Source organism: Sandarakinorhabdus oryzae (assembly GCF_009733735.1).
GTDB classification, from domain to species: Bacteria; Pseudomonadota; Alphaproteobacteria; order Sphingomonadales; family Sphingomonadaceae; genus Sandarakinorhabdus; species Sandarakinorhabdus oryzae.
Genome location: NZ_WNJP01000022.1, coordinates 1 through 14,750 on the forward strand (window position 1 = coordinate 1; position 14,750 = coordinate 14,750).

Consider the following 14,750-nt stretch of genomic DNA (forward strand, 5'->3'; position numbering starts at 1 on the left):
CGGCGCGAGCAGATGGCGGCCGCGCGCAACCTCGTGGGCGGCGTCGGCATGGGCCAGGCTGGCCAGGGCGGCCGGCAGGAACGGCTCGCGCGGGGTGTCGGCAAAGGCGGCCAGCACGGCCGCATCGGTAACACCCACGGTCTTCAACTGGGTGTCCACCATGGTCTGGCGCAGCGTTGCGGAGGGGGGCGTGCTCATGGTGGCCGCTTTTGCCCTGCGGCGGCGTGTCGCGCAATGGCGGAGTTGTGGTCATGTTGGCGATGCCAGAGCAGAACATAGGCCATTGCCGTTCCGCCGCTGCCTTGCTAGGGCAGCGCTCCACTTCGAGGCCCGATGGCGGAGTGGTGACGCAGCGGACTGCAAATCCGTGCACGCCGGTTCGATTCCGGCTCGGGCCTCCAGACTGTCGTGAGTGCCAATCGAACCGGCGATCGTGGTGTGGCTGGATCGCCAAGCCGATCCAGCGTGGTTCGATTCCGGCTCGCGCCTCCAACGAATATTGCTAATAATATCAATAATTTAACTAGCGGGCCATTGACCCGCAATCTCCAAGGCTTGCGGCCTGTCGATTGTCGGTTATCGGTCTCAAGAGACTGATTTCAAATGAGTATTGTGATATTTTCCCGGCAGATCTCATAGAGAGTCTCTGACGCGAGTTCGGCATCGGCGGTTTCCCAAATCCCACTTCTCTCTGGAGCGCATCGACATGGCCGGGACTCTTGTGCTTCCGTTCCCGCTGCATGGTCTGGCGAAGCACAGCTTTACGCCGGTGAAAGACGCTCGACCAGCAAATCTGCAAAGGCACGCAGGCGAGGCAACCGCCTGAGATCCCTGTGGAAGCCCAACCAGTTGTCCCGGCTTGGCGGGTCGCTGTCGAGGGCCACCCGTTCGATCCCAGCTGTTGCCTCACCCAGCGGCACCGGCAGAACAGCCAGACCAACGCCAAGCGCGCACAACTGCGCTTGCACATCCCGACTATTGCTTCGCACGGCGATGTGCGCGTTGGGGAATGTCCGCATCAGCCATGCGACATCAGGCATTGCGCCGAAGGCCGTATCCATCACGATCAACGGGCAGCCCGCGCCGTCACCCGCGACCGGCTTCCACGTTCCTCGCCGAACATAGACACCATAATGCACGGTCGTCAGTTTCCGGGCGACAACCTCGGGCTCGTCGAACCCGGCGATGCGAATGACCAGGTCGGCCTCGCGACGGGCAAGGCTGTAGACCCTTGCATCCGTGAGGATCTCGACAACAACAGCAGGATTGAGGCGCGTGAATTCCGCGATCACCGGCGCCACCATGATGCGACCGAACCAGTCAGAGCAGGTCAGCCGCAGCATGCCTTCGAGTGAGCCGCTGCGACCGGTCAGTTCACGGGCCAGTGCGATGGCTTCGGCTTCGATGACCTCGGCATGCCGCAGCATGAGTTCACCCTCGTCGGTCAGCGACAGGCCGGACGTGGAGCGCTGGAACAATGTCGTTCCCACGGCCTCTTCGAGTGCGCGCAACCGCCGGCCCATCGTGGGCTGCGATTGCCGCAATCGGCGGCCCGCGCCGCCCAGCGATCCTTCGCGTGCAATTGCCAGGAACACCCGCAGATCGCTCCATTCCAAAGGCGCAACGGACATATGACCTCCATGCAAAATTGAATGACGAACGTGCATCTTTAGAGACTGCCAGTCAAAGACGAATGGGTTCATCTCCTGACCATCATCAGGAGATTGATCATGTCCACGCCAACCATGACCGCTGCCGTTGTCGAAACGACAAATAGCCCCTTCGTTCTCCGCCAGATTGCCCGCCCGGAACCTGGCGATGGGCAAGTCCTTGTGCGGATTGAAGCGAGCGGCACCAATCCGCTCGATGCAAAGATCAGGGCGGGCGAGGCTGCCCACGCCGAACAGCCCTTGCCGGCCATCCTCGGAATGGATCTTGCCGGAACCATTGTCGCAATCGGTCCGGGCGTGGAGAATTTCGGCATCGGCGACGCTGTCTTCGGGCTGACCGGTGGGGTTGGCGGGCTGCAGGGCTCGCAGGCGGAGTTTGCGGCGGTGGACGCGCGGCTGCTGGCCCACAAACCCAATGCCCTGACGATGCGGGAGGCGTCCGTGCTCCCGCTGGTTGTCATCACGGCGTGGGAGGGGCTGATCGATCGCGCGAATCTGCAGCGCGGGCAGACCGTGTTGATCCAGGGCGGTGGTGGCGGCGTCGGGCATGTTGCCGTGCAGATTGCGCTGGCGCGGGGCGCGCGGGTGTTTGCGACCGCGCTGGGCGACGACCTTGCCTATGTGAGAGCCCTCGGAGCAACCCCGATCGACGGATCAAGAGACCCCGCTGACTATGTGGCAGAGCACACCGGCGGCCGCGGCTTTGATCTTGTTTATGATACGATTGGCGGACCCGTGCTGGATGCCTCGTTCCGTGCCGTGAAGCGGTTCGGGCACGTGGTGAGTTGCCTTGGCTGGGGCACGCACAAGCTTGCCCCGCTTTCCTTCAAGCAGGCGACCTACTCGGGCGTGTTCACGCTCTACACGTTGCTGGCCAACGAAGGCCGGGCGCATTTCGGGGAAATCCTGAAATTGGTGGGCGCGCTCGTGGAGACGGGCGAGCTTTCTCCTCGCCTCGATCCGCGGACCTTCGCCATGGCGGAAATCGGGTCAGCCTATGACGCGGTGCTGGGTCGAAATGGCGCCGCACGGCCGCAGGGCAAGATCGCGATCACGATCGCTCCCTAATCAGCCTTTCCCCTCCATCGACAGGAGTATCTCATGACCATGACTTTCGGAGCCAAGTCCACCACCGACGATGTGCTCGCAGGGCTCGACCTCACCGGGAAGCGTATTCTGGTGACCGGGGTTTCAGCGGGTCTCGGCCTGGAGACCGCCCGCGCCCTCACCAGCCATGGCGCGCAGGTGATTGGCACGGCCAGAGACCTGGCCAAGGCTGCCAAGGCGATGGCCGATGCCGGCATGGACAGCGCCGCCATCGAGCTGATCGAGCTGGATCTGGCCGACCTGGCCAGTGTCCGCAAGGCCTCCGACCAGCTTGTCGCGGAGCATCGACCGCTCGATCTGGTGATTGCCAATGCCGGAGTCATGGCACCGCCATTCGGGCTGACGGTCGACGGCTTCGAAACCCAGTTCGGGACCAACCATCTGGGGCATTTCCTGTTCGTGAACAGAATCGCGACGCTGATGCGTCCTGGATCGCGGCTGGTGATGCTGGCCTCCTCTGGACATCGTTTTGCCGATGTCGATCTCGTCGATCCGAACTTCGATACGACTCCCTATGATCCGTTCATCGCCTATGGCCGCTCCAAGACCGCCAACATCCTGTTCGCGGTGGAATTTGATCGGCGCTATCGCGCGCTCGGACTGCGGGCGACGGCCGTGCATCCCGGCGGGATCCGGACCGAGCTCGCCCGCCACATGGGCGCTGACCGGCTGCAACTGCTCTTCGACGGCATCAACGCTGATCTGGCGAAGGAGGGCAAGCCGGCGATGGAGTGGAAAACCGCCAGGCAAGGCGCAGCGACCACGCTCTGGGCAGGCCTCGTCGCGGACGCTGACGCGGTCGGCGGCCGCTATTGCGAGGATTGCCAGGTTTCCCCGGTGGTCAGAGACGCAAGCATTGGCTTCGGCAGCCCGGGTGTGAGACCCTATGCGCTCGATCCGGAGACGGCCAGGGCCCTTTGGGCAAAGAGCGAGGCGTGGGTCTCAGAGACCTTCGATCAGCGCCGCGTGGGCCACTGATAAGCAGACACTCACACGCTGGCTGCCGTGCGCCGGGCAGACTGAACTGATCTTCCTTCGGCGCCGCAAGGAGCAGACCAATGGACATGATCACCACCAGCGACGGCACGCGCCTCTTCTACAAGGACTGGGGCCCGAAGGACGCCCGGCCCATCGTCTTCCACCACGGCTGGCCGCTGAGTGCCGACGAGTGGGACAACCAGATGATGTTCTTCCTCGGCCGCGGCTTCCGCGTGATTGCCCATGACCGGCGCGGACACGGCCGCTCCACGCAGACCGACCTGGGCAACGACATGGACACCTATGCCAACGACGTCGTCGAACTCGCCCGCGCGCTCGATTTGCGCGGCGCAATCCATGTCGGCCATTCGACCGGCGGCGGCGAGGTGGCGCGCTATGTCGCCCGGGCAGAGCCTGGCCGCGTGGCCATGGCCGTGCTCATCGCCGCCATCACGCCGGTGATGATCCAGAAGGACAGCAACCCAGGTGGGCTGCCGATCGCGGTGTTCGACGGCTATCGCCAGGCTGTCGCCCAGAACCGCGCACAGACCTACCTGGAGATCGCGTCAGGCCCGTTTTACGGCTTCAACCGTCCCGGCGTGACGCCGATCGAAGGCACGATCCGCAACTGGTGGCGCCAGGGCATGATGGGCGGGATCAAGGCCCATCATGACTGCATCAAGGTCTTTTCCGAGACCGACCTGACCGAAGATCTGAAGGCGATCGATGTGCCGGTTCTGGTGCTGCACAGCGAAGACGATCAGGTCGTACCATTTGCGGCCTCGGCGCCGCTTGCCGCCAAGCTGTTGAAGCATGGCACGCTCAAGACCTATCCCGATCTTCCTCACGGCATGCCGACAAGCCACCCGGACATCATCAACGCGGACATCTTGGCCTTCATCGGCAAGGCCTAGGCCGGGCCGGTGGCTTCGCCGCCGCGGCCCAAACCGGACACCGCAGCCGAGTCCCACCTGCAAGGCCTTCTTGATCACGGGGCCGCCTTCAGGTGGACTTGGCTATTCTCGATATGAGGTTTTTGACTGGCGTGTGCAGCAGGATTTCCGAGCCCTTCAGGTATGCCTAGCAAGTGGCGGGATTGAACCGGTAGTGTGTTGATGCGTGACAGCAGGCCAAGGCCGCCAAAGTCGGGCTACTCATCACAAATTGACTAATCTTTCGCAATGAAAGCCAACAGATCGGCGTTGAAACGGTCTTGATGCGTTGTCGGCAGCCCGTGATCGCCGCCCGCATAGATGTTGAGCCTCGCGCCAGCCACAATCTGAGCCGACTTGAGCGCCGAGGCGCCAATCGGCACGATTTGGTCGTCATCGCCGTGAATGATCAGGGTGGGCACGTCGATCCGCCGCAGATCCTCGGTGTAATCGACTTCCGAGAACTCGCGAATGCAGTCCAGCTGGCCCTTGAGGCCGCCCATCATGCCCTGCAGCCAGAAGCTGTCGCAAACGCCTTCGGAAATGACCGCGCCGGGGCGGTTGTAGCCATAGAAGGGCAGCGACAGATCGCGGTAGAACTGGCTGCGGTTGTCGAACGTGCCCTTGCGGATGCCGTCGAACACATCGATCGGCAGGCCATCCGGGTTGGCACTGGTCTTCAGCATCAGCGGCGGCACCGCCCCCACCAGCACGAGCTGGGCGACGCGGCCCGAGCCATGCCGACCGATGGTGTGCGCCACCTCGCCGCCGCCGGTGGAGTGGCCGACCAGGGTGGCATCACGCAGGTCGAGCGCGGCCATCAGCTCGGCCAGATCATCGGCATAGCGATCCATGTGGTTGCCCTCCCACGTCTGGTCGGAGCGGCCATGACTGCGGCGATCATGAGCGATGACCCGGAACCCTCGGCTGGCGATCGCGTGCAGCTGCGGATCCCAGGCGTCGGCGCTGAGCGGCCAGCCGTGACTGAAGATGATCGGGCGGCCCTGACCCCAATCCTTGTAGAAGATGCGGGTTTGGTCGGATGTGGTGATGAACGGCATGGCGAAGTCCTTCTGTTTGGGCCGTGATCAGGCCGCGAGGGCGTGCAGGGCGGAGGCAACGCGGGCCGGGCGGGCATTGGCGGTCGCCCAGTCGAGGGCATAGTCAGCCACCTGCTCCCAACCCTGATCAATTGCGGTCCAATGCGAGCGGCCGGCAAATTCGCGATAGTCGGTGCGTGACGGGGCCAGGCTCTGCTTCCGAAAGATGGCCCGCACCATGCTGGCATCCGCGATCAGGTCGATCTCGCCGGAAATCAGCAACAGGGGCGCGCGTTGGGGGTTTTTCCAGTTGATCTTCAGTGGGTTGATGACGCCATCCCAGTATACCCGGCCGGGCGTCGGCACGATGTAGCGGTCATAAAGCCGGTCGGCGTCGGCGGCGGGCACCGTCTGGGCAAAGCGCGTCCGGAACATGCGGCGGGACATGACCTTGGCCTTGCGCCAGCTGAACGGGTCCAGAAAGATCGGCAGAGCAGACCAGATCGCCCGCGGGCCCAGAGGCACGCCGGGCGTGGGCGCCGGGTCAATGGCGACGCCGGCCACCCCCAGCCCGCGATCAAGCAGATGCTGCACAATCACTCCGCCCAGAGAATGACCGATCAGGATCGGCATTTCCGGCAATGCGCGTACCAGCCGCTCATAGTGATCAATGATGGCGCGCTGGCCCAGGCGAGCCAACTCGGGCCGCGGGCTGGCGCGCAATTGCGCCGGATCGCGATCATCGAACGGCCAGTCCGGCGCGATCACGGTGTAGCCCTTGGCCTGGTAATGCGCCTTGAAGCCTTCCCAGCTCTTCGCGTTCAGCCAGGCGCCGTGAATGAGCATGATGGTCTTGGACATGGTTGCTGCTCCCGGTTCGGCCCTGGCCGCTTCATTCGCGCCAGGGACCATGACCGAAAGATGCGCCCAGCGCCGGGCGGTGCCTATTCACCCTGTCGGTGGTTGCCTAAGACCTTGGTGTGATCGGCAGGGTGACGATGAAGCGCGCCCCCACCGCGCCGTTGGCCGCCACGATCTGCCCGCCATGCGCTTCGATGAGCGAGCGGCAGATGGCCAGCCCCATGCCCATGCCGCTGGACTTGGTGGTGAAGAAGCTCTCGAACAGCTGTTCGGGATGCGCGGGCAGGCCCGGGCCGCTGTCTTCCACGGCGAGCACGACCGCGCCCTCGGCGAGCGAAGTCGTGATGCACAAGTGCCGCGTGGGGCTGTCGGCCATCGCCTGCGCCGCGTTCACCACCAGGTTGACGACAATCTGATGCAACTGGGTGCGATCGACGAGCACCGGCGGCAGTTCGCTCGCCAGCCGTGTTTCCAGCGTGACCGCCCGCATGGCCAGGTCATGATCGAGGAAGGCGACTGCTTCGGCCACCAGTTGGTTCAATGGCAGATATTGCCGTTCGGTCTCGCGCCGTTCGGCCATGGCCCGCACCCGATTGATGATGGCCGCGGCCCTTCGGGCATCGCTGACGATGCGTGCACTCAGGCTGCGCACTTCGTCGAGATCGGGCTGCTCTGCCGCCAGCCAGCGCATGCTGGCCGACGCCGAGGTGGCGATGGCAGCCAGCGGCTGGTTGACCTCGTGCGCCAATGATGCGGTCAACTCGCCCAGCACCGAAACCCGGGCGGCATGGGCAAATTCGGCCTGCAGCCGCTGCAGCGCCGCTTCGGCCTGCTTGCGGGCGGAAATATCGACCACGCCGATCAGCATCACGCCGCGCTTGCGGTTGTTTTCCGACAGGGAGACCGTGAACAGCACGTCGATCGGCTCACCATCGACCCGGTTCAGCCGGGTTTCGCTGACGATATGCGGTTGCCGCGTCATGGTTGCCACCAGCGAATCGATATAGACCGGCTCGCTCGCCGGCGGCCAGAAATCGGCAATCGCCCGGCCGATGATGGCGTCGCGCGTGTCGGCGCCGAACAGCGCAAACCCGTTGAGATTCAGATCGAGTACGATAGCGCGCTCCATGGTGCGCCGCACGAAATCGCGGTTGGCCAGCAGCCAGGTGCGCAGATCGGTCACCCCCTGATCGCGCAGCGGGATCAGCATCGCACCGACCTGGGTGAAATCCACTTCCCAGAAGGCCACCGCCATGGCTTCGAACATGTTGCGATAACGATATTCGCTCAGCCGCAGGGCATCATCGATCGCCTTGCGTTCGGTGATATCGCGCGCGGTTTCGACGATCCGCAGCACGGCGCCGGTGGCATCGCGTTCCGCCTGCCAGCGCACATCCAGCACCAGTTCGGTGCCATTGGCCGTCACCCTGATCAGTTCGCCTTCCCAATCGGCGGGCGGCGCCATCAGGTCGCGATCGGGCGCCGCCGCGGCAAAGCGGGACTGGAGCAAGTCATCGATCTGGCAGCCGATCGCGGTAGTCTTGGGCCAACCATAAAGCGCTTCCGATGCGGCATTCCACGACAGGATGATCCCGGCGGGATCGCGGGTGATCACGCTTTCATGGATGAGATCGAGGATGCGGCTCTCTGTTGTCACGGTTCAGTGTCGCCCCGCCTGCGCTCCATTGTCCAGCGCGCGGCGAATACAGTCGGCCAGGTCATCGGCTTCGAACGGTTTGCGCAGCAGGCACAGCACGCCATGGTCGTGCGCTCGGGCGTCCAGTCCCGCCTCGGTTCGCGCGGTGATCATGATCACCGGCATCACGCCCTGCATCCGGTCGGCCAGATCGAGCCCGCTCAGGCCGGGCAGCTGGAAATCCGATATGAGACAGCGCGCGCGGGCGGCGACGTCACCGGCCAGGAAGGCTTCGGCGGAGGCAAAGGCCTCCCCAGCATAGCCCAGCGAGCGCACCAGCCCGGCGATGGCAGGACGCATGGAATCATCATCTTCGACAATGGCAATCAACGGCCGGTTCGGCACGGGCGACGTCCTTTCAGCGGCACGCAAGGCCCGCTCTTGACCTGCCTATCGCACAGGGCCGCCAGCCTGACGATCATCCCAAAGTATGGTCCATGTCACTGCCCGAGGAGGGCCAACCGCTCGGCCATGCGCACCAGGTCGGGCAGCGTGCGGGCGCCCATCTTGCGCATGGCGGCGCCGCGGTGGATCTTGACCGTCACTTCACTGAGGTCGAGTGCATAGGCCGCCTGCTTGTTCATCTGGCCGGCCACCACCAGCGCCATCACCTGCTGCTCGCGCGGTGACAGGCTGGCATGGCGGCGGCGCAGTTCGGCATCGTCCACCGCCTGTGCCCGCCGCTTGCGATCCTGCGCGACGGCGGCCGTAACCGCATCCAGCAGGTCCTGATCCCGGAATGGCTTGACCAGGAAGTCGACGGCGCCGGCCTTCATGGCGCGCACGCTCATCGGAATATCGCCGTGGCCGCTCATCAATACCGCCGGCTGGGCGATGCCAAGCTCGTCAAACCGGTCCTGCATATCGAGGCCATTCATCCCCGGCATCCGAACATCCAGTACCAGACAGCCCGGCGCATCGGGGCGCTCGGCGGCCAGAAAGTCCGAAACCGAGGCGTGGCCGCGACCGGCAAAACCCACCGACGCGAGCAGGCTGAGCAGCGCCGAACGCAGGGACTCATCGTCGTCGATGACATGGATGATGGGGTCGTCAGCCATGGTCCCAATCTATCCCGGCCCACCAAGCGCCGCAACGGCAGCGCCCTCATACCTTCTGGTTAGAGTGGCACCGGGCCGGACGATTGGCCCGGTCCCACCCCGGCCGCATCCTGTGGCCATCGCCTCTGTCAGGCGAGGCCCGCACCCCAAAGGAGAAGCCGCGTGACGACGACCCACACCCACAACGCCCTCACGGCCCCCAACCGTAGCGTCGCGGTCGACGGCCGCTCGCTGGCCTATCGCCGCTTTGGCGAAGGCCCTGATCTGGTGCTGTGCCTGCGCTTTCGCGGCACCATGGATCAGTGGGACCCGCTGTTCCTCGATCTGCTGGCCCGGCATTTTACGGTCACCGTGTTCGATTACTCCGGCCTTGGCCTTTCGACCGGCAGACCCGATTATGCGCCGACGGCCATGGCCAGGGATGTGCATGATCTGCTCGACGGGCTTGGCCTCGACAAGGTCGTGATCGGTGGCTGGTCGATTGGCGGCATCGCCGCGATGACCTTCACCGCCCTTTACCCTGAGAAGGTGAGCCACCTGCTCGCCATTGGCACCATGCCGCCGGGGCTGATGACACGGCCAACTGAAGCGATCTTCCTGGCCACGGCCATGAAGCCGGTGAACAGCGTCGAGGATGAATATATCCTGTTCTTCGAACCGAATTCACCGCGCAGCCGGGCTTTGGCCGATGCGTCGCTCGCCCGGATCGCCGCGCGCCGCGATGTCCGCGATCTGCCAACGCCGGCGGAGGTGTTCATCACCAGCGTGGCCGCCGCTTCCGACCCGAGCACGCCGTTTCCGGATCCAGACGGCGTCTACGCCGATTTCTTCCGCACCACTGACATTCCGGTGCTGGCCCTGTCGGGCGATCATGATCCGATGTTTCCGGTCGAGAACTGGTATGCACTGAACGATCAATGGCCCACCCTGTTCGTCGCCACCTGGCCCGACGCCGGCCACGGCCCCCATCATCAATATCCGGCACTGAGCGCTGACCTGATTGCCAGCTTCGTGCGTTCCACATCGGCCAATTGAAACATTGGCAGGCCCGGGGTGAGGGCGGATGATCCTCACCCTGTTTCATCAGGAGACACGACATGACGATCCATCGCAGCGGCAGCGCCCACTGGACCGGCGGTCTGAAGGACGGCCACGGCCGCATTTCCACCCAAAGCGGCGCGCTTGCCGATTATCCCTATGGCTTCCAGAGCCGCTTTGAAGGGGTGGCCGGGTCCAATCCTGAAGAACTGCTGGCCGCCGCCCACGCCGCCTGCTTCACCATGGCGCTGTCGCTGATCCTGGGCGAGGCCGGGCTGACGGCGGAGAGCCTGGACACGAAGGCCCGTGTCGCGCTGGAGCAGACACCCGATGGTTTCGCCATCCCCAGCGTCGAACTTCAATTATCAGCCAAAATCCCCGGCACCGATGACGCCACCTTCCAGAAGCTCGCGGGAACCGCCAAGGCCAATTGCCCGGTGTCCAAGTTGTTCAAGGCTGAAATCAGCCTGGTCGCCGTGCTGGTCGAATGACCGGATTCAGGGCTGATTATTGGTCTAATCGGGGCTCAAGTTTGGTGGCGCCCTGCAGGCGGTTAGCGCCCATTCAGTTCTGGCTCGAACATTGGTCTTTGCCTCTGCCAATCCAGCGGGATGTCCCGCCTCAGCAGGTCCGCCATGTCCAATTTGGCGCCCAGCTCTCCACGCAGGATCCCTCGTTGGATGCCCCAGTGGACGATCTCGCCGAGGTAAAGCCGGTTGCGCAGGATGAGGCTGAGGCCCGAGCAGTTGAACGGGATCCCACCATGGGTAATCCCGGCCCGCGATGTCCAGCGCTTGGTCATGAAGCCCGATCCGGTCAAATCGCGAGCCAGGGCTGGCTGCATCAAGTCCATCGCGCTCGCCTCCCGCAGCAACGATTTTTTACAGAACTTTATTTGTCCGCACTGCTTCTCGCGGACATGGTGAGAGCCTCACCAGCAAGTGACGGAGGCACCCATGGCGAAAGCTGCCGGCGATCCAATGGATCTTCGCATGCCGCAGGTGGACGTGTTGTTAAGCGAACTTCGCGCCGCCATGGCGACCGTGTCCAGCGATCCAAACGCAACCAAGCGGCAGCTCGAACAGCTCATCCGGCTTCTCGGGGAACGCGCCAATGCCGATATGGGTGGAGGTAACGACCCGGGCCGAACCGGCCATGCGCTGGCGCCGTGGCAGGCGAAGCGCATCGCCACATTCATCGATGCAAATCTCGACCAGCCGATTCCCATTCAAGATCTTGCTGACCTTGCGCGGCTCAGCGTGAGTTACTTCTTTCGCGCCTTTCGCGGATCGTTCGGCACCGCGCCGCATGGCTACATCCTGCAGCGACGGATCGAACTGGCGCAGCGGTGCCTGCGCGAAGGCACGCAACCGATATCTCAGGTGGCTCTCGATTGCGGGTTTGCTGATCAAGCCCATTTCTCGCGCGCATTCGCGAAACACGCGGGGGTTCCGCCCGGCGCCTGGCGGCGAATGCAGCAACGTGATCCACGGGTGGGCATTTCCAATACCGCGTGAAGGTCAGGCCAAAGCCCAGGCAATGCGCACATCGGCGTTCAGGCTGTCGCTGGCGAAGCTGTCAAACACCGGTTGCAATATTTGGGCTATCTGCCCTGGGTCCCCACTCATGCGGTACAAGCGCGCGAGGCTAACCCGTGCCCTGATCTGCCAGGCGACAGCGTTCTGCCGATCGGCAATCGCAAGCGCTGCGAGAAACAGCCTTTTGACCTCCGCATAATCAGGCGATCGCGCCCCGAGAAGCTGCTCGCCGGCTGCGCGAAAATGTTCCGCTGCACACCAGTGATCGCCGTTGAGTTTGATCCGTGCCATATCCGACGGTCGGTGAAAGCAGCAATGCATCGTGGTCTGCATATCGGCCTGCCACGGGGTCGGTGCCCGCCACGCCATCGATGGAGAGCCGTACGACCCTCCGGTTTCCTCAAGCGCGGAAATGGCCAATTCCCAGTTGTGCAGATCGGTGACCCAGCCCGGATTGCTGGTTTCGGTCGCGAGCTGATCAATCTCGCCCAGCAGGCGCCGGCTTAGCTCGAACTCGCCGGACCAGACGGCAATGGGAATTCGCCCCACGACATGGAGCCAGCGCTTCGTTGGTGCGTGGCGTATTTCCTCGGCCACCGTCGCTGCCATCTCGATGTCTGTCCTGGCCTCCTCGAACCTGCCAGTCGCCCATAGGGCGAGCGCTCGCATCGTCAATGCCGCTGGGTAATGGGCAAACACCTCGGGCATTCTGGAGTGCCTACCTGCCCGTGGGTTCGCAATCGATCGCGTTGTCGTCTGCAGTGAACGGTCGAAGTCTCCCAACCAGAAGGCAGCACCTCCTTCGACCCGACCTGCGGTGGCAAGCGCAGGGGCATCACCCAGCAACGAGGCGGTTCGCACAAACTCGTCTGTCGCCCGGCGGAGCTCGTGCATGTCGGCGCGCCCGGTCGCTGAATAAATCAGGGTCCAGAGCACGTTCAGCTGCTCTGGAAACAGGTCGTATGTCTTCGCCAAGTGCAGCGCCCTGCGGGAGCTGTCTGCGATCCTGGCGTAACTGGACGGCAACACAATGCTGACAACCTGGGAAATTGTCATCGCGTAGAAGATGCGGATTGCCAGCTCATCGAGATCGGCCTGCCTTGACTGATTTTCGTCTGCCAGGGCGAAGGTGGCGTCGGCCCGCGCAACGAATTCAGATCCCATGTGCAGCTCGCTGACGGCTATCGCTTGCCGAAGAAGTGATAACGCAAGGCCATGCTGGCCACTGCCGACCGCATGATCATGCGCGCCGCGCCAGTCATCAACCAACCGGCGAAACATCGCGATGCCGTCGGCCCGTGCCATCGCGTTTGCCGAGACCAGGCGCTTCAGTGTGTAGAGCGCGTGCCGCTGCGCCACGCTCTCGCGCTCGCCCAGTTCCTCGAGTTTGAGCAAAGCGTAGATGCGATTGGTTTCAAGCAGTCGGAACGTGGCGGGCTCCGTCGCAAGATCGGTGGCGACGAGGGACTTGGCGACCAGCGAGGCCATGGCATCGGCAAAGGCCGCAGGTCCAAGCGAAGGGCCTCCGGCCACCTCTTGGGCATCGCTGAGAGAGAAGGCGTTGCGAAACGCGCCCAACCCACGAAAGACACGGGCTTCGGATTCTGACAGCAGGTCATACCCCCAGTCGATAGCCGCCTGCAGTGTCCGATGGTGGGGCAAGGCGCTGCGCTCGCCGTGGGTGAGGAACGCAAAACGATCGTCCAGGCCTCGCGCCAGTTCCCCCACGGTCATGATCGAGCAGCTTGCCGCGGCCAGCTTTATCGCGAGCGGAATGCCATCGAGACGCCGGCAAATCTCCGCGACGTGCGATGCGTTCCCGTCGTGGACTGGAAATTCCTGGCCTCGTGCCCTTGCACTGCTGGCAAACAGTTCGATAGCGGGAAAGGTTCGCGCCGTGGCTGCATTCAGCCGCTCTCGACTTGATGCGTACGACAAAGGACCGAGGGGGAAGACGTGTTCGCCCGCCACATTTAGCGACTCGCGGCTCGTCGCGAGGATCGTCACGCCGTCGGTGCCAGTCGCGATGGCCCGCACGGTTTCGGCCACCCCCTCAAGGACATGTTCGCAGTTGTCGATGACAAGAAGTAGCTGGCGGGATTTCAGCGCGCGAACGATGCCGGCGATCACATCCTGCGGCCGGCTATCGAGTTCCAGTGCGGTGTAGACCTTGCCAGCCACCTGCGACGAACTCATCGGAGCCGCCAGATCAACGAACGCAGTCTCCCGCCCGGCGGACGCCCATTCGCCGGCGGCAGCCAAGGCAAGCGAGGTCTTGCCGATCCCTGCGGCCCCAGTGATGGTCACGATCCTGTTTTCGGTCATCAGCGACGAAACCGTCGAAAGCGCCTCGCTGCGCCCGATCAGTGGCGCCAGGAGCCTTGGTATCGAAAAGGGACGCGATCCACTTGCGACCGCGTCACCGTCGGCTGGCCCGCGCGACGCGACAAGCACATAGCCCTCACGGGGGACGGTCTTGATCGACACGGCAGTACAGTCATTGCTCGACAGGATCTTGCGAATACTGGCGATCTGCACCCGAAGGTTGACGTCCTCGACGATCATGTTGGGCCACGCCGCCGACATGAGCTCGCTCGCTGACACGATCTGACCGGGTCGCTTCGCAAGCGCGTGGAGGATACGACAGGCGCGCGCACCGAGAGGCAGCTTTCGTCCATCGCGGTGCAGTTCCATCGCCTCGCAGTCGAGGACGACAGACCCGATCTTGATCTGCGCGCTGGCCATTCGGTCGGTTGTACCCCTGCGAACGAATGCTGTTCATATAGCGTGCTTGCGGTCGCAATACGCGAATAAACCATGCACGCTTGGACT

The 14,750-nt window shown here is 63.7% G+C and carries 14 protein-coding genes, 1 tRNA gene and 1 pseudogene; 7 read left to right on the forward strand and 9 right to left on the reverse strand.

The genetic code is table 11. The annotated features are described in order from the left end of the window. Positions 1-198 (reverse strand): annotated as a pseudogene (locus GJ693_RS03905) (protein-L-isoaspartate O-methyltransferase); the annotation flags it as partial. Between the two features lie 129 nt (positions 199-327). Here GJ693_RS03905 and GJ693_RS03910 point away from each other — a divergent pair. Beyond that, a tRNA-Cys gene (locus GJ693_RS03910) sits at positions 328-401 on the forward strand. Positions 402-761: 360 nt separating this feature from the next. Here the strand turns inward: GJ693_RS03910 and GJ693_RS03915 are convergent. Next, on the reverse strand, positions 762-1,703 hold the full coding sequence (locus tag GJ693_RS03915; RefSeq protein ID WP_328598817.1) for a LysR family transcriptional regulator: 942 nt from the start codon (positions 1,701-1,703) through the stop codon (positions 762-764). A gap of 42 nt (positions 1,704-1,745) precedes the next feature. Here GJ693_RS03915 and GJ693_RS03920 point away from each other — a divergent pair, with 42 nt between their 5' ends. The 3 genes from GJ693_RS03920 to GJ693_RS03930 all read left to right on the forward strand — a co-directional run bounded on the left by GJ693_RS03920 (position 1,746) and on the right by GJ693_RS03930 (position 4,669). After that, positions 1,746-2,738, forward strand: a complete 993-nt coding sequence (locus GJ693_RS03920; RefSeq protein ID WP_235902618.1) for a zinc-dependent alcohol dehydrogenase family protein — start codon at positions 1,746-1,748, stop codon at positions 2,736-2,738. A gap of 33 nt (positions 2,739-2,771) precedes the next feature. Next, positions 2,772-3,755: an SDR family NAD(P)-dependent oxidoreductase gene (locus GJ693_RS03925; protein ID WP_156255025.1), complete on the forward strand. Its 984-nt coding sequence runs from the start codon at positions 2,772-2,774 to the stop codon at positions 3,753-3,755. Between the two features lie 80 nt (positions 3,756-3,835). Beyond that, positions 3,836-4,669 (forward strand): alpha/beta fold hydrolase, encoded by an 834-nt coding sequence (locus GJ693_RS03930; protein WP_156255026.1) that lies wholly within the window; start codon positions 3,836-3,838, stop codon positions 4,667-4,669. 254 nt (positions 4,670-4,923) lie between these two features. Here the strand turns inward: GJ693_RS03930 and GJ693_RS03935 are convergent, their stop codons facing one another. The 5 genes from GJ693_RS03935 to GJ693_RS03955 all read right to left on the reverse strand — a co-directional run bounded on the left by GJ693_RS03935 (position 4,924) and on the right by GJ693_RS03955 (position 9,342). After that, positions 4,924-5,748, reverse strand: coding sequence for an alpha/beta fold hydrolase (locus GJ693_RS03935; protein WP_156255027.1), 825 nt, complete (start codon positions 5,746-5,748; stop codon positions 4,924-4,926). Positions 5,749-5,775: 27 nt separating this feature from the next. Continuing rightward, positions 5,776-6,588, reverse strand: a complete 813-nt coding sequence (locus GJ693_RS03940; protein WP_156255028.1) for an alpha/beta hydrolase — start codon at positions 6,586-6,588, stop codon at positions 5,776-5,778. Between the two features lie 106 nt (positions 6,589-6,694). Then, positions 6,695-8,245, reverse strand: a complete 1,551-nt coding sequence (locus GJ693_RS03945) for a PAS domain-containing sensor histidine kinase (protein ID WP_156255029.1) — start codon at positions 8,243-8,245, stop codon at positions 6,695-6,697. Positions 8,246-8,248: 3 nt separating this feature from the next. Beyond that, on the reverse strand, positions 8,249-8,629 hold the full coding sequence (locus GJ693_RS03950) for a response regulator transcription factor (RefSeq protein WP_268893146.1): 381 nt from the start codon (positions 8,627-8,629) through the stop codon (positions 8,249-8,251). 95 nt (positions 8,630-8,724) lie between these two features. Then, complete coding sequence (locus tag GJ693_RS03955; RefSeq protein WP_156255030.1) at positions 8,725-9,342, reverse strand: response regulator transcription factor; 618 nt, start codon at positions 9,340-9,342, stop codon at positions 8,725-8,727. Between the two features lie 162 nt (positions 9,343-9,504). Between GJ693_RS03955 and GJ693_RS03960 the strand changes: the two genes are divergently transcribed. Then, positions 9,505-10,377 carry an alpha/beta fold hydrolase gene (locus GJ693_RS03960; RefSeq protein ID WP_156255031.1) on the forward strand — a complete coding sequence of 291 codons (873 nt, stop codon included), beginning with the start codon at positions 9,505-9,507 and terminating at the stop codon, positions 10,375-10,377. Between the two features lie 62 nt (positions 10,378-10,439). Then, positions 10,440-10,871 (forward strand): OsmC family protein, encoded by a 432-nt coding sequence (locus GJ693_RS03965; RefSeq protein WP_156255032.1) that lies wholly within the window; start codon positions 10,440-10,442, stop codon positions 10,869-10,871. 62 nt (positions 10,872-10,933) lie between these two features. On the opposite strand, the gene GJ693_RS03970 is transcribed toward GJ693_RS03965, so the two are convergent. Then, on the reverse strand, positions 10,934-11,233 hold the full coding sequence (locus GJ693_RS03970; RefSeq protein WP_156255033.1) for a hypothetical protein: 300 nt from the start codon (positions 11,231-11,233) through the stop codon (positions 10,934-10,936). A 103-nt stretch (positions 11,234-11,336) separates the two neighbouring features. Here GJ693_RS03970 and GJ693_RS03975 point away from each other — a divergent pair, with 103 nt between their 5' ends. Next, positions 11,337-11,897 carry a helix-turn-helix transcriptional regulator gene (locus tag GJ693_RS03975; protein WP_156255034.1) on the forward strand — a complete coding sequence of 187 codons (561 nt, stop codon included), beginning with the start codon at positions 11,337-11,339 and terminating at the stop codon, positions 11,895-11,897. A gap of 3 nt (positions 11,898-11,900) precedes the next feature. Here GJ693_RS03975 and GJ693_RS03980 read toward each other — a convergent pair whose 3' ends face one another. Beyond that, positions 11,901-14,663 (reverse strand): ATP-binding protein, encoded by a 2,763-nt coding sequence (locus tag GJ693_RS03980; protein ID WP_156255035.1) that lies wholly within the window; start codon positions 14,661-14,663, stop codon positions 11,901-11,903. Between the last annotated feature and the right edge of the window lie 87 nt (positions 14,664-14,750).

Bases quoted from the DNA above. Each gene is read 5' to 3' on its own strand.
- GJ693_RS03915 (WP_328598817.1), bottom strand. From the start codon at position 1,703: ATGAACCCATTCGTCTTTGACTGGCAGTCTCTAAAGATGCACGTTCGT.
- GJ693_RS03975 (WP_156255034.1), top strand. From the start codon at position 11,337: ATGGCGAAAGCTGCCGGCGATCCAATGGATCTTCGCATGCCGCAGGTG.
- GJ693_RS03940 (WP_156255028.1), bottom strand. From the start codon at position 6,588: ATGTCCAAGACCATCATGCTCATTCACGGCGCCTGGCTGAACGCGAAG.
- GJ693_RS03980 (WP_156255035.1), bottom strand. From the start codon at position 14,663: ATGGCCAGCGCGCAGATCAAGATCGGGTCTGTCGTCCTCGACTGCGAG.
- GJ693_RS03925 (WP_156255025.1), top strand. From the start codon at position 2,772: ATGACCATGACTTTCGGAGCCAAGTCCACCACCGACGATGTGCTCGCA.
- GJ693_RS03970 (WP_156255033.1), bottom strand. From the start codon at position 11,233: ATGGACTTGATGCAGCCAGCCCTGGCTCGCGATTTGACCGGATCGGGC.
- GJ693_RS03935 (WP_156255027.1), bottom strand. From the start codon at position 5,748: ATGCCGTTCATCACCACATCCGACCAAACCCGCATCTTCTACAAGGAT.
- GJ693_RS03930 (WP_156255026.1), top strand. From the start codon at position 3,836: ATGGACATGATCACCACCAGCGACGGCACGCGCCTCTTCTACAAGGAC.
- GJ693_RS03920 (WP_235902618.1), top strand. From the start codon at position 1,746: ATGACCGCTGCCGTTGTCGAAACGACAAATAGCCCCTTCGTTCTCCGC.
- GJ693_RS03965 (WP_156255032.1), top strand. From the start codon at position 10,440: ATGACGATCCATCGCAGCGGCAGCGCCCACTGGACCGGCGGTCTGAAG.
- GJ693_RS03955 (WP_156255030.1), bottom strand. From the start codon at position 9,342: ATGGCTGACGACCCCATCATCCATGTCATCGACGACGATGAGTCCCTG.